This is a genomic window from Phycisphaerales bacterium AB-hyl4, assembly GCA_041821185.1.
Taxonomy (GTDB): Bacteria; Planctomycetota; Phycisphaerae; order Phycisphaerales; family Phycisphaeraceae; genus Natronomicrosphaera; species Natronomicrosphaera hydrolytica.
This window is the reverse complement of sequence record JBGUBD010000006.1, coordinates 60,144-83,136: the sequence shown is the minus strand read 5'-3', so window position 1 is coordinate 83,136 and position 22,993 is coordinate 60,144. Positions and strand designations below refer to the sequence as shown.

The 22,993-nt window shown below is 63.0% G+C and carries 17 protein-coding genes and 1 tRNA gene; 14 read left to right on the top strand and 4 right to left on the bottom strand.

Translation table 11 applies throughout. The annotated features are described in order from the left end of the window. Window positions 1-496: 496 nt before the first annotated feature. Window positions 497-1,639: a hypothetical protein gene (locus tag ACERK3_10870; GenBank protein MFA9478798.1), complete on the top strand. Its 1,143-nt coding sequence runs from the start codon at window positions 497-499 to the stop codon at window positions 1,637-1,639. Window positions 1,640-1,699: 60 nt separating this feature from the next. After that, on the top strand, window positions 1,700-2,239 hold the full coding sequence (locus tag ACERK3_10865) for a hypothetical protein (protein ID MFA9478797.1): 540 nt from the start codon (window positions 1,700-1,702) through the stop codon (window positions 2,237-2,239). A gap of 35 nt (window positions 2,240-2,274) precedes the next feature. Here the strand turns inward: ACERK3_10865 and ACERK3_10860 are convergent, their stop codons facing one another. The 3 genes from ACERK3_10860 to ACERK3_10850 all read right to left on the bottom strand — a co-directional run bounded on the left by ACERK3_10860 (window position 2,275) and on the right by ACERK3_10850 (window position 5,073). Beyond that, the gene (locus ACERK3_10860; GenBank protein MFA9478796.1) at window positions 2,275-2,799 is read right to left on the bottom strand and encodes a shikimate kinase; all 525 of its coding nucleotides are present in this window, start codon (window positions 2,797-2,799) and stop codon (window positions 2,275-2,277) included. Between the two features lie 29 nt (window positions 2,800-2,828). Beyond that, window positions 2,829-3,206 carry a DUF721 domain-containing protein gene (locus ACERK3_10855; protein ID MFA9478795.1) on the bottom strand — a complete coding sequence of 126 codons (378 nt, stop codon included), beginning with the start codon at window positions 3,204-3,206 and terminating at the stop codon, window positions 2,829-2,831. Between the two features lie 94 nt (window positions 3,207-3,300). Continuing rightward, on the bottom strand, window positions 3,301-5,073 hold the full coding sequence (locus ACERK3_10850) for an SLC13 family permease (GenBank protein MFA9478794.1): 1,773 nt from the start codon (window positions 5,071-5,073) through the stop codon (window positions 3,301-3,303). Between the two features lie 198 nt (window positions 5,074-5,271). Between ACERK3_10850 and ACERK3_10845 the strand changes: the two genes are divergently transcribed. From ACERK3_10845 to ACERK3_10805, 9 genes are all read left to right on the top strand, one after another. Further along, on the top strand, window positions 5,272-6,732 hold the full coding sequence (locus ACERK3_10845; GenBank protein MFA9478793.1) for a sodium/glutamate symporter: 1,461 nt from the start codon (window positions 5,272-5,274) through the stop codon (window positions 6,730-6,732). Window positions 6,733-6,765: 33 nt separating this feature from the next. Continuing rightward, window positions 6,766-7,644: a TSUP family transporter gene (locus ACERK3_10840; GenBank protein MFA9478792.1), complete on the top strand. Its 879-nt coding sequence runs from the start codon at window positions 6,766-6,768 to the stop codon at window positions 7,642-7,644. Window positions 7,645-7,818: 174 nt separating this feature from the next. Continuing rightward, window positions 7,819-8,682: a zinc metalloprotease HtpX gene (locus tag ACERK3_10835; GenBank protein ID MFA9478791.1), complete on the top strand. Its 864-nt coding sequence runs from the start codon at window positions 7,819-7,821 to the stop codon at window positions 8,680-8,682. Window positions 8,683-8,971: 289 nt separating this feature from the next. Further along, window positions 8,972-10,114, top strand: coding sequence for a type IV pilus twitching motility protein PilT (locus tag ACERK3_10830; GenBank protein MFA9478790.1), 1,143 nt, complete (start codon window positions 8,972-8,974; stop codon window positions 10,112-10,114). Window positions 10,115-10,198: 84 nt separating this feature from the next. Further along, window positions 10,199-11,923, top strand: coding sequence for a GspE/PulE family protein (locus ACERK3_10825; protein ID MFA9478789.1), 1,725 nt, complete (start codon window positions 10,199-10,201; stop codon window positions 11,921-11,923). A gap of 112 nt (window positions 11,924-12,035) precedes the next feature. Continuing rightward, the gene (locus ACERK3_10820) at window positions 12,036-13,706 is read left to right on the top strand and encodes a CvpA family protein (GenBank protein MFA9478788.1); all 1,671 of its coding nucleotides are present in this window, start codon (window positions 12,036-12,038) and stop codon (window positions 13,704-13,706) included. Window positions 13,707-13,778: 72 nt separating this feature from the next. After that, window positions 13,779-15,284, top strand: coding sequence for a UDP-N-acetylmuramoyl-L-alanine--D-glutamate ligase (murD, locus tag ACERK3_10815; protein MFA9478787.1), 1,506 nt, complete (start codon window positions 13,779-13,781; stop codon window positions 15,282-15,284). Between the two features lie 274 nt (window positions 15,285-15,558). Then, window positions 15,559-17,289, top strand: coding sequence for a hypothetical protein (locus ACERK3_10810; GenBank protein ID MFA9478786.1), 1,731 nt, complete (start codon window positions 15,559-15,561; stop codon window positions 17,287-17,289). Window positions 17,290-17,567: 278 nt separating this feature from the next. Further along, window positions 17,568-20,402: a PAS domain S-box protein gene (locus ACERK3_10805; protein MFA9478785.1), complete on the top strand. Its 2,835-nt coding sequence runs from the start codon at window positions 17,568-17,570 to the stop codon at window positions 20,400-20,402. On the opposite strand, the gene ACERK3_10800 is transcribed toward ACERK3_10805, so the two are convergent. Continuing rightward, window positions 20,337-20,933 (bottom strand): hypothetical protein, encoded by a 597-nt coding sequence (locus tag ACERK3_10800; protein ID MFA9478784.1) that lies wholly within the window; start codon window positions 20,931-20,933, stop codon window positions 20,337-20,339. The genes ACERK3_10805 and ACERK3_10800 overlap by 66 nt on opposite strands. A 630-nt stretch (window positions 20,934-21,563) precedes the next feature. Here ACERK3_10800 and ACERK3_10795 point away from each other — a divergent pair. The 3 genes from ACERK3_10795 to ACERK3_10785 all read left to right on the top strand — a co-directional run bounded on the left by ACERK3_10795 (window position 21,564) and on the right by ACERK3_10785 (window position 22,725). Continuing rightward, window positions 21,564-21,635: transfer RNA gene (locus ACERK3_10795), tRNA-Gly, on the top strand. 383 nt (window positions 21,636-22,018) lie between these two features. Further along, window positions 22,019-22,306, top strand: a complete 288-nt coding sequence (locus ACERK3_10790) for a type II toxin-antitoxin system Phd/YefM family antitoxin (protein ID MFA9478783.1) — start codon at window positions 22,019-22,021, stop codon at window positions 22,304-22,306. Continuing rightward, window positions 22,303-22,725, top strand: a complete 423-nt coding sequence (locus ACERK3_10785; GenBank protein MFA9478782.1) for a putative toxin-antitoxin system toxin component, PIN family — start codon at window positions 22,303-22,305, stop codon at window positions 22,723-22,725. Before ACERK3_10790 ends, ACERK3_10785 begins: the two co-directional genes overlap by 4 nt. The last annotated feature ends 268 nt before the right edge of the window (window positions 22,726-22,993 follow it).

Genomic DNA, 22,993 nt, shown 5'->3' with positions numbered 1-22,993 from the left:
TAGAATCATGGAATAGCCCAGATTTGATTAACTCTCGCAAAATAGTGTTTGTTTTCACCGCGACGGCCGCGAAGGGGCGAAGGGCTAAGCAGGATTAAGTTTGGTTTTGCTGGCAGCCGGGAAACCACGAAGGGCACGAAGAACACGAAGAAGACGGGGAGAATGGGTTTTTGATTTTGTGGTCTTTGTGAACGTTGTGGTCTTTGTGAGTGGATCGGTCTTGCTGAAATGCCGCGACTTTCAGATGCCCCTTTGCACCCTTCACGGCTTCGCGGTGAATCAGGTGTAAGTTCCCTTTGAATGAACGATGAAAAGCACGAAGGCACGAAGCAGACAGAACAAACCCGTTCTCAACTTTGTTCTCTTCGTGCTCTTCGTGCTCTTCGTGACCTTCGTGGTTGAATCGAACCACGTCCACGGTGCGATTACGCCTGACTCCTGATCCCTGACTCCTGACCCCTGACCCCTGACCCCTGACCTATTCCGGAGCATCATCATGTCAGACATTGTGCGATACGAGCGGGCGTTGATTGCATTTGCGGGGCCGCGCGTGGCGGGTGTGCGTGTGCGGGCGGCGACGGTGGCGGATGTGCCGTTCATGGATCAGCTGCAGAAGCTGCACAACAAGCAGGTGGGTTGGATGCCGACGAAGCAGTTTGAAGGGCATGTGGAGAAGGGGAATGTGCTGATTGCAGAGCAGAGTTTGGCGTTTCAAGTTTCGCGTTCCGGGTTGGACAACTCGAAACGCGAAACGCGGAACCCGGGACCGGCGCAGCCGATCGGGTATTGCATTGGGGTGGATCGGTATTTCAAGCGGGATGATGTGGGGGTGATTTATCAGATGAACGTGCAGCCGGGAGTGCAGCGGGGGCTGGTGGGGGCGACGTTGTTGAAGGCGATGTTTGAGCGGTCGGCGTGGGGGTGCAAGCTGTTCTGTTGCTGGTGTGCGCAGGATATTGAGGCGAATTACTTCTGGGAGGCGATGGGGTTTGTGCCGTTGGCGTTTCGGACGGGGAGTGCGAAGCGGTCGCGGATTCATATTTTCTGGCAGAAGCGGATTCGGCGGGGTGATGCGGAGACGCCGTGGTGGTTTCCGAGTCAGACGGGCAGTGGTGCGATTCGGGAGGATCGGATCGTGCTGCCGATTCCGCCGGGGACGCACTGGCGGGATGCGAAGCCGATGGTGCTTCCGGGGGTGCCGGGGGTGGAGGGCGAGGAAGGGGCCGGGGGTGGAGCGGGGTTGATTGAAGGTGGAAGTGAGGGTGAGGTGACGCCGGCGGCGCGGCCGCGTCGGAAGCGGCAGGCGAAGGCGCCGGTGCGGGCGGCGCGGCCTGAGGCGGCGAATGCCGGTGGGCTGTGGTTTGGCGGGACGCCGGAAGCGGCGGCGGAGGCGGCGGGCGATGCGGAAGCGGTGAAGCCGAAGCGTGTGAAGAAAGCGGCGGTGAAGAATGACCCGCGGCTGGTGGCGGCGGCGCGGGAGTTGCGGGATCGGTGGCTGGAGGAGGTGAACGCGGGACGCTGCATGATCGAGGCGGAGGCGGGGAAGTATGAGGTGAGTAAGGCGGTGGAGGCACAGGAGCGCGCGGCGTTGGCGGGGAGGCTGGATGGCGTGGCAGCGCGGGCGTTGCCTGCGGCGTGAGGGGGAGGCGACAGCGGAAAACAGTTGAACCGGGGATGGGTCGTTTCTATGCTTCACGTCATGCTGTTTTCTTTTGGTGATGTCAGGCGAGGTGAGATGTGTGGGTGGCGAACGCTGGTGAGCGTGGGCACGGTTGTCGTGATGATGTGGATGGTGGGCTGCGAGTTCAAGGGGATGCAGGGCGGCGAGCGGGTGGCGGTGGAGGGCGAGGTGTGGCAGCCGCGGCCGGAGTCGTTGCGGGTGCATCCGACGACGCGCTTCGTCCAGCGCGGTGGGGACGAGGTGACGCTGCAGGCGCGGATCGAGTTTCACGATGCGATGGGCGACTCGGTCAAGGGCGTTGGAGCGTATCGGCTGGAGTTGTTCGCAAGTGATGAGATGGGGCGGAACGTCAGTCGTCGGCTGTACCAGTGGCAGATTGATGTGCGGACGCTGGCAGCGCAGCGTAGCTACTACGATGCGGTGACGCGGTCTTACCTGTTTCGACTGCGGCTGGACGATGCCGCGCCGCCGACGCAGCCGACGTTGTTGCGCGTGACGTTTATCCCGGCGGATCAGGGCGAGCGACTTGAAAGCGCGACGGTGCTCACGGCATCTTGATCGTGTGTCGGCAAGTCGGTTTCATCATTGACAATTTACAGGTGCTTGGTGACCAGCAGGCGGACGGCTTCGTCGGGCGTGATGTCGGTGACGTTGAACACCACGTCGGCGACGGCCCGGTAGACGGGGTCGCGGTCGTTGAGCACAGCTTTGACTTCGTCCAGGCCGCCGCCCTGCGCGGTGAGGGCGGGACGTGTGGCGGCGGTTTGCGCGTCGGCTTCGATGCGGCGGTGCAACACGGTGGGGTCGGCGTAGAGGTAGATGCGTTTGGCGTCGGCGGCTTGCTCGACGGCCTCGCGAGCGCCGGGCTGCATGAGCGTGCCGCCGCCGAGGGCGATGACCTGGTTAGTGCGGTGGATCAGTTCGCGGGTGACTTCGACTTCGACTTCGCGGTAGCGTGGCTCGCCGTGGGTTTGCCAGATGTCAGCGATGGAGCTGTTGTCGAATCGCTTGCAGATTTCATGGTCGACGTCGACGAAGTCTTTCCAGAGCTGGTTGGCCAGCTTTTTGCCGATGGTGGTTTTGCCCGAACCGCGGTAGCCGATGAGGATCACATTCATGGGCAGCATGATAACGGCTGGCGCGGCGGTCAGGCGTGGTCGTCACGATGGATGGGGCGTTGGGTGATTTGCAGCTTGATGCGGCGGAAGGCGGGGCCGGTGTGCTGGCGAATGAGATCGCGCTCGAGGCCGGCGCGGAGCAGGTTGTCGAGTTCGTAGAGGTGCGGGCTGGAGTCGACGACGATGCGGAGCACACCGCGGCTGAGCGACTCGAGGCGGGTGTGGCGGGCGAGGTCGGGCGGGACGAGTTGGGACCAGAGTTCGACGAGTTGGGCGAGCTGCTTGTGCGGGCGGGCGATGTCGCGTTGGAACTGTTTTTCGAGGAAGCGCAGGGTCAGGTCGGGGTCGGGGCGGTTGCGCGACGCGCGGAGGCGGTCGAGTCGTTGGCGGTGCGGGTCGTGAGGCATGGGGGCATTGTAAGTGATTGAGGGTGGGCCCCACGGACGGCGTCCGTGGGCTTTCGGGGGAGGATGAAGATCTGAGGGATCGGGGTGAGAAGAATTAGAAGGGCCAGATGAGGGGGGCGAGGGTGACGGTGACGAGCATGACGAGGAGGTTCAGCGGAACGCCGAAGCGGACGTAGTCGGTGAAGCGGTAGCCGCCCGGGCCGAGCACCATGAGGTTGGTCTGATAGCCGATGGGGGTGGCGAAGGCGGCGGAGGCGGCCATCATGATGGCGATGGCGAAGGGGGTGAAGTTGACGTCGAGGCTGGTGGCGGAGGCGAGGGCGATGGGGAAGACGAGCACGGCGGCGGCGTTGTTGGTGATCAACTCGGTGAAGATGGAGGTGACGATATAGACGGCGAGCAGCGTGAGCCAGGGGTTTTCGCCGACGACGTTGATGAGGAAGCCGGCGATGCCGTCGGCGGCGCCGGAGTTGGCCATGGCCTGCCCGATGCCGAAGGCGGCGCCGATGACGATGAGGACCCGCCAGTCGACGTTACGGCGGGCCTCGGTGCCGGTGCAGCAGCGTGTGACGATCATGGCGACGGCGGCGAGCAGCGCGGCCTGGAGCATGGTCAGGTAGCCGAGCGTGACGACGGCGACCATGCCGACGAGCAGGCCCATGGCGAGCCAGGCGCGTTCGTGTCGCGGCGGGGTGGAACCTTCGACCTGGCTGACGAGGAAGAAGTCGCGACTGTTGCGTTGCTGGCGGGCGAAGCTGGGGTGGGCTTCGATGAGCAATGTATCGCCGGGCCGGAGGACGATGTCGCCGATTTTCATGTTGAGGATGCGTTGGCCGTTGCGGGCCACGGCGATGACGGCGGCGTTGTAGGTGGAGCGGAACCGGCCTTCGCGGATGCTCTTGCCGACGAGCGGGCAGGAGTCGGAGACGACGGCTTCGAGCATGGTGCGCTGCGTGCGGGGGGCGTCGAGCTTGAAGACCTGGTTGGTCGCGGGGAGGAGGCCTCGGATTTTGCGCAGGTCGACGACGGACTCGACGATGCCGACGAAGACGAGGCGGTCGCTGCCGTGGAGGCTGGTGGTGGGCGCGACGGCGGGGAGGACTTCGCTGTTGCGTTCGATCTCGGCGAGGTAGAGGCCGGGCAGGTGTCGAAGGCCGGCCTGTTCGATGGTCTGGCCGACGAGGGGGCCCGCGGGGTCGACGATCATTTCGACGGTGTACTGGCGGGGGTCGTCGCCGAGGTCGAGGGCGCTGCCGCGGTCGGGCAACAGCCAACGGCTGGTGAGCAGGATGTAGCTCAGGCCGACGACAAGCGCGGGCAGCGCGACCCAGGCGATGTCGAAGAGGTTGAAGCCTTCGAGGTCGGGGGATGCGAGGAGCATGCCGTTGACGACGAGGTTGGTGCTCGTGCCGATGAGGGTGCAGGTTCCGCCGAGGATGGCGGCATAGCTGAGCGGGAGGAAGAGCTTCGCGGGGGCGATGCCGGTTTTTTTGCACCAGTCGCTGAGGACGGGGAGGAACATGGCGACGATGGGCGTGTTGTTGAGAAACGCGCTGAGGCCTGCGACGGGGAGCATCAGGCGTGCTTGCGCGACGGGGACGGTGGTGGGCCTGCCGAGCAGGGGTTGGACGATCATGGCCATCGCGCCGGTCTGCGTGAGGCCGGTGACGACCATGAACAGGGCGGCGACGGTGACGAGGCCCTCGTTGCCGAAGCCGGCGACGGCTTCACCTGAGCCGACGATGCCCATGGCGGTGAGCAGTGCGAGGCCGCCGAGGAGGATGATGTCCGGCCCGCCGACGTTGCGCGCAAGGGCAGCGATGCAGAGGACGACGACGGCGATGGTGGCCCAGGCTTCCCAGCCCATAGGGAGTATTTCCATTGGTGCGAGCGGTTGAGGGCGGCATTGTATCGAATGGGACTCGGGTGAAGCGGGCCGTGTCACTGAAGTGACACGGCCTTGGTTGGGAACGTTTGGGTTGACAGGGGGTGGGTGAGTTATGAGGATTGCCGCTGCATTTGAACTTTGGCGCGGCGGGGGGCGTCGCTTGATGAGGAGGCGGGCATGTCGATGCAGGATGTTTTCTGGGCATTCGTATTGCTGGGGATGCTGCTGATTGTCAGTCGGCTCATTCGGCAGAACGTGGGTGTGCTGCGACGAATCTTTTTGCCCAGCTCGATCATCGCGGGCGCGCTGGCGTTGGTGCTGGGGCCGCAGGTGCTCGGTGCGATCGCGGGGGAAGACAACTGGTTGGCGAACGGGTTGTGGCCGAGCGAAACGCCGGGCGTGTGGGCGGCGTTGCCGGGGCTGCTGATTAACGTGGTGTTCGCGGCGCTGTTGATGGGTCGGCCGATCCCGGGGCTGCGGACGATCTGGAACCAGGCGGGGCCGCAGGTGTGTTTCGGTCAGACGCTGGCATGGGGGCAGTATGTGGTTGGCATCTTGCTGACGATGCTGATTCTCACGCCGTTTTTTGATATTCCCGCGGTCGCAGGGGCACTGATCGAGATCGGGTTCGAAGGCGGGCATGGCACGGCGGCGGGGATGCGCGAAGCGTTCATCGCGGCGGATTGGGAAGACGGAGCCGACCTCGCACTGGGGCTTGCGACGATCGGCCTGGTTGGTGGCGTGATCATTGGCACGATCCTGGTCAACTGGGCGGCACGGAAAGGGCATATCAAGCTCGACGAAGACATCGCACCGCTGGATGAAGTCGACCTGCACACCAGCGACGTGACGACTGGCGAGATTCGCGAGTTGCAGCGGGACAAGCAGCAGGAGTCGCAGCCGACCGATCCGCTATCACTTCATCTGGGGCTGGTGGCGGTGGCGATCGGGCTGGGTTGGCTCATTCTTGAAGGCTTGAAGCTGCTGGAAGCGAACACGTGGGGCTACGCAGCGCCGGACGCGACGGAAGATCCAGTGCGGGTGTTTACGCACGTGCCGCTGTTTCCGTTGGCGATGATCGGTGGTGTGATCATCCAGATCACATTCGATCGGCTGGGCAAGAGCGATCTGATTTCGGATCGGCTGATGAGTCGAATCTCCGGCGCGGCGTTGGACTTTACGATTGTCGCGGCGTTGGGGGCGTTGTCGTTGCAGGCGATTGGTGCGAACCTCGGGCCGTTCGTGCTGCTGGCGGGCGCGGGCATTGCGTGGTCGGTGTTCGGCGTGTTCGTGCTGGCGCCGCGGATCATTCCGACGGGCTGGTTCGAACGGGGCGTGGGCGACTTCGGCCAGTCGATGGGCGTGACGGTGACGGGGCTATTGCTGATGCGTGTGGCCGACCCGCCGAACAAGAGCGGCGCGATGCAAAGTTTCGGCTATAAGCAGTTGATGTTTGAGCCGGTGGTCGGCGGCGGGCTGTTTACCGGCGCGTCGGTGGGGCTGATCGTGGCGTTCGGCTCGGGGGCGATGCTGACGGTGACGCTGGCGGTTACGATTTTCTGGATCGTGTTCGGCTTCCTCGCCTTCGGACGCGCCGCGCGGCAGAACCGTGCCGCCGAGGCACAAGCCCGCCAATAGCAGACGCATCATCCCTGCGGCCGATTGGCTGACGTGCCCCGGCTGGGCTATAACCGCCGATCGATGGAGGATGCGCTATTTCATATCGGGCCGTTGCTGGCGATCGCCCTGCTGGGGCTGGTCGCGGGCGTGCTGGGCGGCCTGCTGGGCGTCGGCGGCAGTGTGATCATGATCCCCGGGCTGGTGCTGCTGTTCGGCCACGGGCGGTTCGAGGGGTTGAACCAACATGCGTACCAGGCGGCGGCGATGATCGCGAACGTGGCGGTGGCGCTCCCGGCGGTGATGCGGCATCACAAGGCCGGGGCGGTCGCGCTGCCGGTGCTCAAGTGGATGATGCCGGCGGCGGCGGTGGCGGTGATCGTGGGCGTATGGCTGAGCAATCGGCCGATGTTCGCCGGGGCGGGCGGCGGCGTCTGGCTGGGGCGGATACTCGCGATATTTCTGCTCTATGAAGTGATATTGAACCTGCGAAAAGTGCTCGGCCCGCGCGAGGCGACGTTGCAGGCGATGGAAGGCGCACGCATCACCCGCCCCCGCGCGGCGACGGCCGGGGGGAGCATGGGACTGATCGGCGGACTGCTGGGCGTGGGCGGCGGCGTCATCGCGGTGCCGATTCAGCAACTGCTGCTCGCTTTGCCGTTACGGACGGCGATCGCCAACAGTGCCGCCGTGATGGTGCTCAGCGCCGCGATCGGAGCGACATATAAGAACGCCACGCTCAGCCAGCACGAAGTGCCCTGGTACGCGGGTCTGCTGCTGGCGGCGCTGCTGGCGCCGACGTGTGTCATAGGCGGCCGGTTGGGCGCATCGCTGACGCACAGTCTGCCAATCCGGCAGGTGCGATTCGTGTTCATCGTGATCATGAGCCTCGCGGCGTGGCGGATGGCGGCGCTGCCCTGGCCGACGCTTTAGCGGTAACTGTGACCTATAATGGCTTTGCGGCCGACAGCGGGGAATCGAACCCGAGGGCACGCCATTTGCGTACAGGATGCTGTTGAAACACCGCTCCACGCTTTCACGCGAGGGGCTGGCGATACGAGTACGATGCAACGGGCCTGAAGCAGGCCTTTGATGAGGAATCGCACGATGAACAACTTTGCCAATTGGACCAAGACCGCCTTCCTGCTGGGGCTGATGTTCGGCCTGATCCTGCTGGCGGGCTACATCATCGGTGAAGCCACCGGCATGGGAGCCGTGCAGGGCCTGACGATCGGCCTGCTCCTCGGCGGGGTGATGAACTTCATTGCCTACTTCCACAGCGACAAGATCGCCATCAAAGCCATGCGCGGGCAGGCGGTGGACGCCAAGTCCGCCCCCGACCTGGTGAATATGGTCGAACGGTTGGCCCGCAATGCGAATCTGCCGATGCCGCGGGTCTATATCTGCCCGCAGCAGGCCCCCAATGCCTTCGCCACCGGGCGGAACCCGAAAAACGCGGCCGTGGCGGTGACCAACGGGGCGCTGCGCCTGCTGAGCTATGAAGAGCTCGAAGGTGTGATGGCTCACGAACTGGCGCATGTGAAAAACCGTGACACGCTCATCAGCACTGTCGCGGCGACGATCGCCGGTGCGATCAGCTACCTCGGCTGGATCTTCCTCTTCAGCGGCGGCGGCGGGCGGAACGTGCACCCGCTGCTGATGCTCGTGCTGTTCATTCTCGCCCCGATCTCCGCGGCGCTGATTCAGATGGCGATCAGCCGTAACCGTGAATACGGCGCGGATGCCGAGGGCGCTCGCATCGCCGGCACGCCGGCGGGCCTGATTTCCGCGTTGCAGAAGCTCGAAGCGACCAACCGCCGGGTGCCGATGGAGAACGAGATGCCGGCCCAGAACCACATGTTCATCGTTCAGCCCCTGTCGGCCGGGCAGGCGTTTTCCCGCATGTTCTCGACGCACCCCCCCACCGAAGCCCGCGTCGCGGCGTTGCAGAAGCTCGAAGGCCTGATCTGATTTTAGGACAAGGTTTCTGGTTTCTCGTCTCTGGTTTCTGGTTTCTGGTTGGGAATGATCGTGCCGCCTTCCTTTTGGACGGGCGGTTAGCGGTCCGAGCGTTCCCCCAAACCCACCGCGCAAACGGGTCGCAACAGGCGTCAACCCGGAACCAGAAACCACTTAACCCGAAACCTCCCGCGCCCTTCCGCATTTGCCGCGACGGAAGCATGTCGTAAGATGGTGGTACTGTGGCGGTTCCAAGTCCGGACGCCACGCCCCGATATGCTGCTGAGCGAGAGGTGCGTACGTGAGCGAAGTTGAAAACGCCGAGGTGTCGACGCCATCGAGCCTGCCGACCACTCAAAAGACGTTGGCCGACACGCCATTGCGAAAGTTTTTTGAAGCGACGGTACGCTTCGAATCGTCCGACCTCATCTTACGTGGCGGCCAGATTCCTCGTCTGCGTCTGCGAGGCAAGCTCAAGAACCTCGACACCCCACCGATCGAGGTCAACGAGTTTGAGCAGTGGATCAACGAAGCGATTACGGACAAGCAACGGCAGGACTATCTCGTCAACGGTTCGCTCGACCTGGCAGTCGACCTCGACGGCGAGAACCGCTTCCGTGTGAACATCTTTCGCACGCGTGGCCGATCGAGCCTCGCCGCCCGCCGCGTGAGTGCCGAGATTCTCACCTTTTCGGATCTGCATCTGCCGCCGGCCTGCGCCAAAATCGCCGAACTGCACCAGGGCATGGTCATGCTCTGCGGTGTCACCGGCTCGGGTAAGAGCACGACCATCGCGTCCATGCTCCAGCACATCAACAACACGCGCGCCTGCCACATCGTTACGCTCGAAGATCCCATCGAGTACCTGTACAAAGACGACAAGGCCATGATCAACCAGCGGGAAATCGGCATCGACGTGCCGGATTTTCCCACGGCGCTCAAGGCTTTGATGCGTGAAAACCCCGACGTCGTCCTCATCGGCGAAATGCGCGACAAGGAAACCTTCGAAGCCGCGCTGCAAGCCGCCGAGACGGGCCACCTGGTGTTCTGCACGATTCACGCTTCCAGCGCCAGCCAGGCGTTCGGCCGTATTTACGACCTGTTCCCCGAAGCCGAGCGGCAGGCGATCCGCAACCTGCTCGCGCACCAGATGCAGGCGTTCATGTATCAGCGGCTGCTACCGACGATTCGCGATGACTTGCAGCGTGTGCCCGCGGTGGAGATCCTGCTCCAGAGTCCGCCGACGCGGAAGTACATCATGGAAGGCCGTGAGCACGAACTGAACGAGGTGATGAAGGACAATCGCGACACGGGGATGCAGACTTTTGTCGACAGCCTTGTGAAGCTGGTGGAGCAGAACTACATTCACCCGCGTGTGGCGCAACAGGCGGCCCCGTCGGCCGAGGAAGTCAAGATGCGGCTACGCGGCATCAGTACCGGATAAGCCTCACAAGCTACGATGCACAGCGGCCTGTTTCGCGTTTCTGCGAAGTCGTTGGCCGTTGGTCGAAAAAACTGGGAATCACCAATGATCTACGTTGTCGCTGAAGCTCAGGCGGTCATGTTGATGAGCGTGGTCAAGCCACTGCTGGCCATCGTCCTGCTGGGTGTCTGGGCCTGGACCGTCAGCAAGCTGGATAAAGACGCGGAATACTTTCACCTCAAGCGACAGATGTGGAACCTCGCCCATATTGGCGCGGCCGTCGTTGGCTTCGGCCTGCTGCTGCTGATTCCGATCTACCTCGTCGGCCTGCTGCTGTGCCTCGTGATCGTCGGCGGCGAAATCTTCGGCTACGCCTACCAACGCAACCAACTCGTCCCCGCGAACGCACGCTGGACCTTCTCCCTCGAATCATTCACCCGACGCCTGGAAAGCTACCAGGAAGCTCAGGCCCTTCGCCGAGCCAGCATCTCACTCGTCGGCAAGGACGGCAACCCGAAATCCGTGCCGCGCGGTGATGATCAGGACGCCGGCGCTCACCAGGTGCTCGAATCCGTGCTCGACTTCGCCCTGCCACGCGGCGCGCAACGCGTTGAGATCGCAGTGGACTCCAAGCAGGCTGCTTTTACCGTGAGCATCGACGGCGTGAAGTATCCTCAGCCGACCATCGAGCCGGAGATGGCGATGAAGTTCATCGACTATCTCAAGCGTGCCGCGGGCCTGGACGTGGACGACCGCCGAAAGAAGCAAATCGGCCGAGTAAAGATCGACGCTCACGAACTCGGCGGGCATCGGCTGGAAGTTGAAACTGCCGGCTCGACGCGCGGGCTCGTGATGACGCTGGACATCGACCCGCATCATCGCATGGATACGCCGATCGAGAAGCTCGGCATGCTCGAAAGTCAGCGCAAAGTACTCCAACCCGTACTCGAAGAACGAGGCGGTGTCGTGCTCGTCGCTGCGCCACCCCGCCAGGGAACGACAACGACGCTTTACAGCCTGCTTCAGGCACACGATCCCTACACCTCTAGCATCAACGCCTTTACCGAAGATCCCGACTTTGAAATCGAAGGCATCAGCCACAAGGCCCAGCCTGAGGGACAGGCCGCCAACGACTACAACGAGCAGTTGGCTATTCTTCTGCGCAGCGATCCGGACGTGGTGCTCGTTTCCCGTCTGGCCGACCGCCAGACCGCGAAGCTGTTGACGCAGAACTACGAGCACGGCCGATTCTACGTGCCGCTCGCCGCTGCCGATACGCTCGAAGCACTCAAGATCTGGATCAAACAGGTGGGCGAATACCGCGCCGCCGGCGAATCGATCTCGGCGATCATCTCGCAGCGGCTGGTGCGCAAGCTCTGCCCGACTTGTCGAATGGCCTACAAGCCCGACCCGGCGGCACTGAAGAAGCTCAACCTGCCCGTAGACAAGGTCAGCAAGCTTTATCGTGCCTCGGGCAAGGTGATGGAAAACAACAAGCCGGTGGAATGCGATACCTGTTTCGGCCTGGGCTATCGCGGCCGCGTGGGCGTGTTCGAAGTGATGGTGATCGATGCTGAGGGGCGAAAGCTGATCGCCAACAACCAACTCGATCGCCTGCGATCGCATGTGCGCAAACAGAAAATGCTCTGGCTGCAGGAAGCAGCACTGGCGAAGGTCGCCTACGAGGGTGTGACGGACATCAAGGAAATCACCCGCGTGCTGGGCGACAAGTTCGGCAGCGGCGGCAGTCGCGGCCGAAGCGGCGCGCCCGTGGCGGACAGCAGCGGCAGCGGCAGTGCAGCGCGCCAGCCGGAAGTGAAACAAGGGTAACAAAGGGCGTTTCGAATTTCGGGATTTCAGAGTTCGAATAGGGGCAGCGATCGCGGCTGACGCATTCGAAATTCGAAATCCCAAATCCGAAATTCTCCATTGGGAGGCAGTCATGATCACCAACCTGATCGTCGTTGGTTTCGTCGGCATGATGGCGTTCTACTGGTACACGCAGGGGCTTTTCTCCGCATTTCTGCACCTGGCGGCGGTGGTCGCGGCGGGCGCGCTGGCGTTTGCGCTGTGGGAGCCGGCCGCATACTGGCTGCTGGGCACGGGCACGGTGGCGAGCCATTACGCCTGGGGCATTTCGCTCGTTAGTCTGTTCATCATCTGCCTCTCGTTGATTCGCACGATGCTGGACAAGTTCGTGCCGGGCAATGCGCAGTTTCAGAACCTGGCCAACCTCATCGGCGGCGGGCTTTGCGGGCTGGCCAGCGGCTTGCTGACGGCGGGCGTGATGATCATCGGCATCGGCTTCATGCCCTTGCCCATGTCATTGGGCGGCTACCAGCCTTACAGCATCGGCCCCGATGATCGGCCACAGAAAACCGGCAGCGACCTCTGGGTGCCGGCCGACCAGCTGGCGGCGGGTTTCTTCGGCGGGCTCTCAAGCGGCGCGTTCGCCCCCTGGGGCACGCCGGCGAGCCTGGAAACACATCGGCCGAACCTGGTTGCCCAGTCCGCCTTGTTCCGCTTCCGCTATGACGAGCACGCGTCGCTTGTCGTCGATCCGGACATGGTCGAGATTCAGCAACTCATCGAATACCGCCTGCCCGGCGAAGCGCTGCCTGAAAACCTGGCCGAAGCGCTCGGCCAACGTGCTCAGCAGGCCGGCCAGCAGTTGATCGTGCTCGATACACAGTGGGAGCAGCACGCGGCCGGTTACGACCGGGGCACGATCCGCATCGGCCCGGCACAGGTGCAACTGGTCACCCGCGGCCGCGAGACGGACCAACTCCGCCTGCAACCGAACTTCCCCGTCGCCTTCAGCAAGGACGATGTAGCCGGCGATCGGCGGGAGCTTTACCCCTTCCTCGACGAACGCGTGGTCGCATACACCAGCGACCAGAGCGCGAACTTCGCCTTCGCTTTCATCGTTCCCGCTGACCATGAGCCGGTGTTCGCCCTGATCCGTCAGGTTCGCTACCCGCTGCGCGGCATTTCACCGGTCAGTGAGGCCGACACGCTGCTGGCCGCCCTCGGCCAGCCGACGCGGACCGAATCGGCCGACGCGGACGACGACACTGACACCCGCCCCGCCCCCAGCCAGGCCGAGGGGCCGCTGGAACAGACGAACCGTCTGGACCGTCAGTTCAGTAAGAACTATGCCCCACGCTTTAACTACGATGGCACGAGCATCGTTTCCGGCACGGGCGAAGTGCGACGCGGCGGCGGCCGACTCACCGACGCCACCCGCGTCGACAGCATTCACGAGCCCAGCCATCAGCGCATGGTCCGCCTCCGAGCCGACGTCCGCGCCGCCCGCTCCCTGCTGGGCCAGATCCACCAAGCCGCCGAGCGCGTGCATGGCATTCAACTCGAAGACCACCGAGGCCAGCGCATCGACCCCGTCGCCTACGTCTGGTTGAAGTCGGGCGGCGACCAGGAAATCCGCGTCGACCTGGACAGCCGTATCCGCTCTGCCACGCAACTGCCCCGGCCCGCGTCGATCGGCAGCGATGACGAGTTGTACCTCTACTTCCTCGTCAGCCCCGGCATCACGATCCAACGCTATCACCTCGGCCCCAACGACAGTCACGATGTTGAGTTCGAGGTTCAGTAACCGGGAGAGCAATCGCATCCGACTCGAAGCGTGCAAGCAACTTCACCATCCTCCGCAAGTGAGGGGGGAACCATGACGGGACGGCGAACGTCGACATCCGACCGCCTCACGCAAGTCGCCGGCCGACGGGTGGTGGTCATGGGGCTCGGACGCTTCGGCGGCGGCGTGGGGGTCACGCGGTTTCTCGTCAGGCAAGGCGCGCGCGTACTGCTGACCGATCGCGAGCCAGCCGAGCAGCTAAGCGAGAGTCTTGCGAAGCTGGACGACCTTTCGGGCGTGGACTATCGCCTGGGCGAGCATCGCGAAAGCGACTTCACCAACGCCGACCTGATTGTGGTCAACCCGGCCGTGCCGGCGCATCGCGACCCCTATGTGCAGGCCGCACGGCAGGCGGGCGTGCCCGTGACCACGGAGATTCGCCTGCTCGTCGAGCGCCTGCCCAACCGCCAGCGTGTCATCGGCGTCACCGGCTCGGCAGGCAAGAGCACCGTCACCGCCATGATCGGCCATATCCTGCGCAAAGCGGTCGCCCAACAACACGAACGCACGCCCTGCGTCTGGCTGGGCGGCAACCTCGGCGGCTCGTTGCTGCCACATGTCGACGGCCATGCCGAGGCGATCGACGTCCACGACTGGGTCGTGCTCGAACTGTCCAGCTTCATGCTCGAATCGCTTCGCGAGGCCAGTTGGTCGCCGCACATCGCCGTTGTCACCAACCTTCAGCCGAACCATCTCGACTGGCACGGCTCACTGGAAAGCTACGCCGCAGCGAAGCAGGCCATTTTCGATTATCAGCGTCCGGGCGACGGGGCCGTGCTCGGGCCCGCTGAGCAGTTTGCCGTGCCGCTGGCCACGCGCGTCCGCGAGCGGATCATCGAGCCGGTCGGCGATGACTTCCCGCCGCTGAGCGTGCCGGGGGCGCACAACCGCATCAACGCCCTGCTCGCGATCGCCGCCGCCGACTTTGCCGGCGCGCCGTTTTGCAATGCCGACCACCTGATCGAATCGCTCGCCGACTTCGCCGGCCTGCCGCACCGCCTTCAGTTTGCTGCCGAGCACGTCGGCGTGCGCTTCTTCAACGACTCGAAGTCGACCACGCCCGACGCCGCCCGCCGCGCGATCGACAGCTTCCCCGCCGGCACGGTCCACGTCATCCTCGGCGGCTACGACAAGCAAAGCGACCTGACCGACCTCGCCCATCACGCCGCACGCCACTGCAAAGCCATCTACACCATCGGCGACACCGGCGACACGCTCGCCCGCGCCGCGGCCACGCTCACCACCGACGACGACTGGGCGGACGTGCACGGCCCGTCCGCCTCATTCGAATCCTGTGGGGCCGCCGGCTGGCGCGATGACCCCGCCGAGGTCGTCCGCTGCGGCGAGCTTGATCACGCGGTCCGCGAGACCGTCCGTCGAGCCCGGCAAGGCGACGTCGTCCTGCTCTCGCCCGGCTGTGCATCGTGGGACCAGTTCACGCACTTCGAGCAGCGGGGCAAGCAATTCGTCGAAGCTGTGCTCCGCTGGACCACCGAAGCCGGCGTGCCTGCAACGCCAGACTCCAACTCGCCGTCCTGACCCTGGTTGCACCTCAACCGTTCGATAGAAAAGTGTCGCTTTTCGCCCAAGCGTGCATTGCGTCGAAAAAATGATGACGCTCGCGCGTGGTTTTCATTGGTGCCGTCGACAGAATTGCTTAGACTCGTAAGCTGAAAGGCCTGTCCAGCGGCTGAGAGTCTCGACCAATCTTTTCAGGCTGCGCGTGCCAAGGGGCGCGGGGGGTCGAGAGTATCTAAAGATTCGCCAGGGCTCTCCGCCAGCCACTTTTCTTTTTCCGCGCAGGGGGCAACCGATGTTGATGGATCGCGTGTTTGGGGTATGTGTACTCGTGGCCGCGTCGTTTGCGATGACTGCCGCCGACGCGGTGCAGGCCGACTTCATGCTCGACCACGTGCCGGATGACGCGATGCTCTACTTCGGCTGGCAGGGCACGGACGCGATGGGCGAAGCGTTCGAACAGTCGCATTTCGGGTCGGTCCGACGCGACACCAACGTCGACCAGGTTGTCGTCGGCCTGCTGCCGATCGCGGGCATGTTCCTCGGCGAACACGCCGGGCAGATCTTCCGCCTCATCACCCAACTCGAACGCGTGCTGTGGCAGCGGCCGTGGGTCATGTTCGTCGGCGACCCGGCGTCCGTCACCGAAAGGCTCGGCGCCGGCCCCGACGTCGCCGTACCGACGTTACGCATCGGCATCATCGTCAAGCCCGGCCAGCACGACCGACAGGTCCGCCAGGCGCTCCAGCAATGGGAACGCGCCATGACCGACGACAACACCCCGGCTACCTGGATTGACGACGGCGAACGGCTCGGCCTGATGGTCGGCTATGACGAACAACAGGTGCGCGATATCCACATCGTCTGGCGATCGCTTAGCCGCGATACTCATTTCAGCCATGCCCGCCGACAGGTCATGAACAGCCCCGCCCTGCTCGCCTACATCAACATCAAACGAGTCGCCCGTCGGATAGGCGACGGCGCCCCCCTGCCGGGGCTGATGGTCGACCCCTCGCATCTGGACGCATTCATTACGGAGCTGGACCTCAACGGCATGCAACGCGCCGTCTACGCCGGCGGTTTCCAACAACGCTTGTGGCAAGGCCAACTGTTCGTCGACGCGCCCGCGCCAAGGCAAGGCCTCGCCCGCCTCTTCGACGCTGAGCCGATCAACGACCGCGAACTGCGCGCCATCCCCCGCTCCGCATCGTGGCTGTCGGCCTATCGGCTTGACGCGCAAGTCATCCTCAACGCGGTCGACAATGCCCTGCACCGACTCCATCACGAGGCCGACCCGGTCAACGCTGAAATCCGCAAAGCCCTTACCGCCGGCCTCGGCGAACTATGGCTGTTCTACAGCGACCCGACCTTCATCAGCCCCGCCGGGCCCGGCGTCAGCCTCGTCCACCAGTTACGCGACGGTCGGCCGATCGAAGCAGTCATGCCCCAACTCGTCGAACAACTCAACGGCCACGACCCCGAACAGCCCGCCGTCGAGCAGACGCAACGCGATGGCATGACCATCTACCAATACACCACGCCCAGTGGCAACTACACCTTCGCATGGGCAATCGCCAGCAATCGGCTATACGTCGGCACGAGCGTGCAAACCGTCGCCGCCGCGCATGCCCACACCCTTCGGCCGGGCAACGCCCTGCCGCAAAGCAGCCAGTTCCAACGTGTCCGCGAACGCCTGGGTAACCCGCCCGCCGGGGCACGCCTCGCCTTCGCCGACCTGCAGTCCACCGCGCCGTCGATGTTCCAAGGCTACGCCCATGCCATGCAACTGAACCTCGGCGGCCTCGACATGGGGCCCAACCTGCCCAACCTTCGTCGGCTGATGCCCTACCTCATCCCCGCGGGCAAGTCCGGCTGGGCGGACGATCGCGGCTGGCACGCACGCAGCATTGAGCCGTTTCCCGGCGCAAACCTGCTGAGCCCGAGTGCGACCATCAATCTGGGCACGGGGACCCTCGCTGCGACGATCCTTTTCAGCGTCACCCCTGCCACCGCCGCCGGGCCCTAGGCCGCTCCCATGGCAGCTGAACGCCTCGGGTCGGGCATGAAAACACAAGCGACTGGCGATTGATTGCCCGGCGATCTATCCGTGGATGGTGCCCGACTGTCCAGGCAATATCATTGTCATGGCCGAGCGGTTGCGTGCTTCTCGCTCTTGTTCCTGTGTTCACGCGGAGCAAGTGAGTTATGGCCGTTGCGGGGCTATACTTTGGCTAACCTCATTGCCAACCCAGTAATGCGTTCAATACCGGTCCAGCATGAGCATCCAGCGAGTTCTACAAAGAGATGGCTGATGATTATTCGTTTTTAGCCGGGGGCGGCGAGATGGGCCAACGGCTCCGCTCGCACGATTGGACAGCCACGGCCATCGGGCCTCCGAAGCACTGGCCTCAGCCGCTGCGCACACTCGTCAGCGTGATGCTCGGATCCAACCAGGCGATGTTCGCCCTCTGGGGCCCCGACCATGCACTGCTCTACAACGACCGCTATGCGGAGATCCTTGGGCAAAAGCATCCCAAAGCTCTGGGCCAACCGTTCCTGAAGGTCTGGGAAGAAATCGTCGATGATCTGACCCCGCTGGTCGACCGTGCCTACGCCGGCGAGTCCATTTACATGGACGATATTCATCTGATCATGCACCGCCACGGCTACCCGGAAGAAACACACTTCGACTTCTCCTATACACCGATTCGTGACGAGCGCGGCGACGTCGCCGGCGTGTTTTGCCCTTGCACGGAAATCACCGACAAAATTCAGGCTGAGCGGCGTCTGCGGAAAAGCGAAAAGCGCTTTCGTCAGCTCGCCGACGCGATGCCGCAACTGGTCTGGACCGCCAACGCCGACGGCGTGGTCGAGTATTACAACTCCCGCGTCCAAGACTTCGCTGGGATTAAACAAGACGCGGATGGGAACTGGCAATGGCAACCCGCGCTGCATGCCGAAGACGAGGATCGCACCATTGCGGCGTGGCAAAACGCGATCACAACCGGCGGCATATATGCATGCGAACATCGCATTCGAATGGCAGACGGCTCGATGCGCTGGCATCTCAGCCGCGCCACGCCGATGACCGAAACCGACGGAACGATCAAATGGTTCGGAACCGCCACCGACGTGCACGACCTGAAAATCGCCCAGGAAGCACTGCGCGAGAACGAAGAACGCTTCCGACTGGTCAATCTCGCGACAAACGATCTGATCTATGATTGGGATATGGTAGCCAATCACCTTGATTGGAACGACGCGATTGTGACGCAGTTCGGCTACACAAAGGAGCAGTTCGGCTCGACGATCGAACAGTGGGAAAATGCCATCCACCCTCAGGATCAAAAGCGGGTGGTCAAAGGCATGGAGGCAGCGATCAATGGCGGCCGGGACAGCTGGTCCGCGGAATATCGCTTCCGCAAACGTGACGGCTCATATGCGATGTTTCTGGATCGCGGCTACATCGCCCGCGATGACACGGGCACCGCGTACCGCATGATCGGCTCGATGTTCGATCTCACCGAACGCCATCAGGCCGAGGAAGCGCTGCGCGAAAGCGAACAGCGGTTTCGCATGATGGCGGACACCGCGCCCGCCATGCTCTGGATCACTGACAGGGACAATCAAGCCGTGTTCCTCAGTCGAGGCTGGTTCGAGTACACCGGGCAGAGCGAAGACCATGCCCTTGGCTTGGGATGGACTCAGGCGGTGCATCCGGAGGATCGCGAGCGGGCAATTCGCACGTTTCTTGGCGCCGCCGAAAACACCGAGCCCTTCTCGTTCGACTATCGCCTCCGCCGTCACGACGGCCAGTACCGCTGGGCGATCGATGCGGGTCGGCCCCGTTTCAGCGCGAAAGGCGAATGGCTCGGCTACATCGGCTCGGTCTTCGATGTGCATGACCGCAAACTCGCGGAAGAAGACCTCCGGCGATCGCGTGATGAACTGGAACAGCGCGTCCGTGAGCGAACCATCGAACTGCAACACCGGGCCGACCAACTCGTCCGCCTGACGTCACAACTGACCTTGACTGAACATCGCGAACGACAGCGGCTGGCGAAAATTCTGCACGATCACCTTCAGCAAATCCTCGTCGGTGCCAGTTTCAGACTGGCGATTCTGGCTAAGCATCTGCCCAAGAATAATCAGGATGTCGCGCAGCTCGAATCGCTGTTGAACGAATCGATCAACGCTTCGCGATCACTCACCGTCGAACTGTCGCCACCCATCCTGCACGAGGCGGGCCTCTCCGCTGGACTGAACTGGCTCGCCCGCTCGATGAAGGACAAGCACGGCCTGGCGGTCGAACTGAATGTCGATGATTTCACGCCCATCGACCGTGACGACATCAAGCTGTTGATCTACGAAGTGGTCCGTGAACTGCTGCTTAACGTTGCCAAGCATGCCGGCGTGAAACAGGTTGTCGTGAGTCTGAGTCAGTACGACAACCAACAGCTTCGCGTCGTGGTTGAAGATCAGGGCGTGGGGTTCGATTTCAAAGCAGTCATCAGCGACACGGATCCGGAGCGTACCAGCTTCGGCCTTTTCAGCATCCGTGAGCGATTGGATCACCTCGGCGGGCGCATGGAAGTCGACAGCGCCATCGACCGCGGCACGCGTTTCACGCTGTTCGTCCCGTTGCTGACGGATCAGGCAAGCCCTGCCGTGCCCGGCTCACACTCGGCAACACTACACACTGGCGTATCCGAGCCATTCAAGACGCCCGCTGCCCATGCAACAGACGGAAGCAGCATTCGGGTTTTGATCGTCGACGATCACGCGGTCATGCGCCAAGGCCTCGGGTCATTACTGGAAGCAGAGCCTGACATCGAAGTCGTCGGCCAAGCGGCGGATGGTATCGAAGCGGTCGCCGGGGTGCGCCAACTTTGCCCGGACGTCATCCTGATGGATTTTTCAATGCCACAGATGGATGGCGTGGAAGCGACACGCATCATCCACGCCGGTCAGCCGCATATCCGTATCATTGGCCTGTCAATGTACGCTGAAGAAGACCGGGCGAAAGCCATGATCGAAGCCGGCGCAGCTGTCTATCTCACGAAGACAGGCCAGTCACACGAACTGCTGACAGCGATACGGCAATTCGATCCAGCAATCTTGCGCCGCAAGTGCGATTGATCCACAAAGGCCTGTATCGTCCCGATCAAGCGGCCGAATGTTCAACGGCTGGCCGGCGGGGAATGTCGTCGCGATGCTCCGTCGGCTTTGGCAGGAGCGTGTCGCACAGTCGCCAAAGCTCACCAAACGCCGCTTCCCACGTCCACTTTCGAGCCCCGTCGAGTGCGTTCTGACGAAGGCGATGCCGTACGTCGGTGTAGGTATACAGGCACGCTTGCCGCTTCGGCCGATCTGATCCTGAGCACAGGCGAAGCGTGCGGCCGTCGCCTGCAACAGTGGTTCGTCCTTGTGCTGTGTCTTCATCGCAGCGATGTATGGCGCAACGCCCAATGCGACCGGGCCCAGCGAAGCGACTGATTTCAGACTCTCCAACAGCTCGCCACGACGAAAATGCTCGACCAGCCGACATGCGAAACTGTAGCCGAGTTGATGACTGATCCGGCTGGCGAATTTGAATGTGCGATGGTCATCAAGCTCATCGCTAAAGTTCGTTTCGCCATAGGCCAGGTCGCGGAACTCATCGACGAGCAAACGTTCGAGATCACCGAGCTTGCGTCGAGGATGAGGTAAAGCGCCCGCTGCTTGGCCCGGCCCGTGCTGGCGTTGTTCTTCTCGTACGTAGCGATCAGTTCCTCAATCGCGATCAGGGGCTTCGGCATGAGCAGGCGCCGGAGGTTCGCCAACTCGGGAATACCGACCATCACTGCAACGTAAGCGGGCTGCGAGATCAACTCGCGTAGCCCCCCTGAGTACCCGCTCCCCGGCGTTTCGGCGTAGCGTCACCCGGGAGAAGCCATCGGTGGTCAGGCGAAACGCTGGTTGGAAGTGCGACGGCATCTCTACCATGCCCAGCTCGACCATGGTGCGAAACCAGGCGATGGCCCGTCGCTCATCGGCTTCTGTAAACCTCGTGCCTGTCACCATGACCCGCCAGCGGCCGTCGGTGCCCGGACCAGCCTCACAATGGGTTCGCCCCAACTGGTCGTGTACGACTGCGTCGGCCTGCCGCGTCGGCCTTGTTTTGCCATTTTCCGCCTGCCTCGCTATTATGTGCTCCCTCGCATGGTCAAGCTTATGCGAGCAAGGGAAAAAGTGGCAAGAAATCTGGCAAACAATGGATTTCGGCCGAACGTAAACCCTTGATAGCAAATAACTCCCTATGCGGGTGTAGCTCAGTGGTAGAGCGTCACGTTGCCAACGTGAATGTCGAGGGTTCGAATCCCTTCACCCGCTTTCAATGAACAGCCCTGTGGAAACCCTCCACAGGGCTTCTTTTTTGTCCATTTCACCCGGCGAAAACGCTATTCTCGGCCTATTCCCACGGGCTCGGAACCTGGCGTGGCAGTCGACCACCACATCGAAAAACCACCCAAAGTCGACACTCTCACGATTTGCGGCAGGCCCCGTTTGTTAGGTATCGGGAGGGCCGCTGTGGATGCGCCGTGGATGCGCATCCACGGCAACGCTCCGGCTGGCGGACAACCGACAAGAGCCATCTGGGGAAGGTCGCCGGCGTCGAGGGTCGACAGGATCGTGGCAAAAGTATAGCCTTCTGGGTGACGATTGCGTACACTATTGTGTTGCAGTCGTGAACCCTTTGAACGGGAGTCTACGCCGTGAAGTTTGTCTCCGTCCGTGAACTGCGTGGGAAATCAGCTGAGGTCTGGCGGGAGCTGGCCCGCGAGGGGGAGCTGGTGTTGACCAGCAACGGCAAGCCCATCGCCATCGTCAGTGCCACCGACGAAGCCCACTTCGAGCAGTCACTACAGGAGTTGCGGCAGGCCCGAGCCCTTCGGGCGGTCAAGCAGTTGCAGGAACAGGCGACCCAGGCCGGTCGGGACCAGCTCTCGGCGGCGGCGATCGAGCAGGAGATCACCGCAGTCCGTAAGGACCGACGCCGATGAGGATCGTGCTGGATACCAACGTCCTGGTCGCGGGGCTGCTGTCGCCGAACGGGCCGCCGGCCCAGGTGCTGCAACTGCTGCTCTCCGAGCGGGTACGGCTCTGCTACGACGCTCGCATCCTCGGGGAGTACCGCGAGGTGCTGGCTCGACCCCGCTTCGGCTTCGATCCCGAGGCGGTCGCCGAGGTGCTCACGTTCTTGGAGCAGACGGGCGAACTCGTGGCGGCGGTGCCGCTGGGGGTGGTGCTGCCGGGGGCGGTGCTGCCGGATCCGGACGATGCGATGTTTCTGGAAGTCGCTGCGGCCGGTCGGGTGGATTCCCTCGTTACCGGCAACATCAAGCACTTCCCCGCTCGGCATCGCCACGGCGTCCGCGTGATGAACCCGGCGGCTTGGGTGCGAGCCGTCTTATCTTCATGATGGGGAAGGGGCGAATCATCCCAATGTTCGGCTATTCGCCGGAACTGCCAGAGGGGCACCACACAGTTTATTCTCAAGTAGGTCCTACAGACAGCGAAGGCTGAGGTCGTGGGGCTTGGGTGATGATCGGCCTCTGAGCAACACCATCTTGCGGCCACTTGGTTGAATCGGCCCATCGCATTGACGAGGTTTCGTTTCACTCGAATAAAAAAAGCGTCACGCCTCGGTTGGAGACGTGACGCCGCGAGATTCATGCTGATTTCGATTC

Coding starts and splice junctions, on each gene's coding strand:
- ACERK3_10850 (MFA9478794.1), bottom strand. CDS start 5,073: ATGGGCTGGGAAGCCTGGGCCACCATCGCCGTCGTCGTCCTCTGCATC.
- ACERK3_10825 (MFA9478789.1), top strand. CDS start 10,199: ATGATCTACGTTGTCGCTGAAGCTCAGGCGGTCATGTTGATGAGCGTG.
- ACERK3_10805 (MFA9478785.1), top strand. CDS start 17,568: ATGGCTGATGATTATTCGTTTTTAGCCGGGGGCGGCGAGATGGGCCAA.
- ACERK3_10870 (MFA9478798.1), top strand. CDS start 497: ATGTCAGACATTGTGCGATACGAGCGGGCGTTGATTGCATTTGCGGGG.
- ACERK3_10860 (MFA9478796.1), bottom strand. CDS start 2,799: ATGAATGTGATCCTCATCGGCTACCGCGGTTCGGGCAAAACCACCATC.
- ACERK3_10845 (MFA9478793.1), top strand. CDS start 5,272: ATGTCGATGCAGGATGTTTTCTGGGCATTCGTATTGCTGGGGATGCTG.
- murD (MFA9478787.1), top strand. CDS start 13,779: ATGACGGGACGGCGAACGTCGACATCCGACCGCCTCACGCAAGTCGCC.
- ACERK3_10865 (MFA9478797.1), top strand. CDS start 1,700: ATGCTGTTTTCTTTTGGTGATGTCAGGCGAGGTGAGATGTGTGGGTGG.
- ACERK3_10835 (MFA9478791.1), top strand. CDS start 7,819: ATGAACAACTTTGCCAATTGGACCAAGACCGCCTTCCTGCTGGGGCTG.
- ACERK3_10785 (MFA9478782.1), top strand. CDS start 22,303: ATGAGGATCGTGCTGGATACCAACGTCCTGGTCGCGGGGCTGCTGTCG.
- ACERK3_10810 (MFA9478786.1), top strand. CDS start 15,559: ATGTTGATGGATCGCGTGTTTGGGGTATGTGTACTCGTGGCCGCGTCG.
- ACERK3_10855 (MFA9478795.1), bottom strand. CDS start 3,206: ATGCCTCACGACCCGCACCGCCAACGACTCGACCGCCTCCGCGCGTCG.
- ACERK3_10820 (MFA9478788.1), top strand. CDS start 12,036: ATGATCACCAACCTGATCGTCGTTGGTTTCGTCGGCATGATGGCGTTC.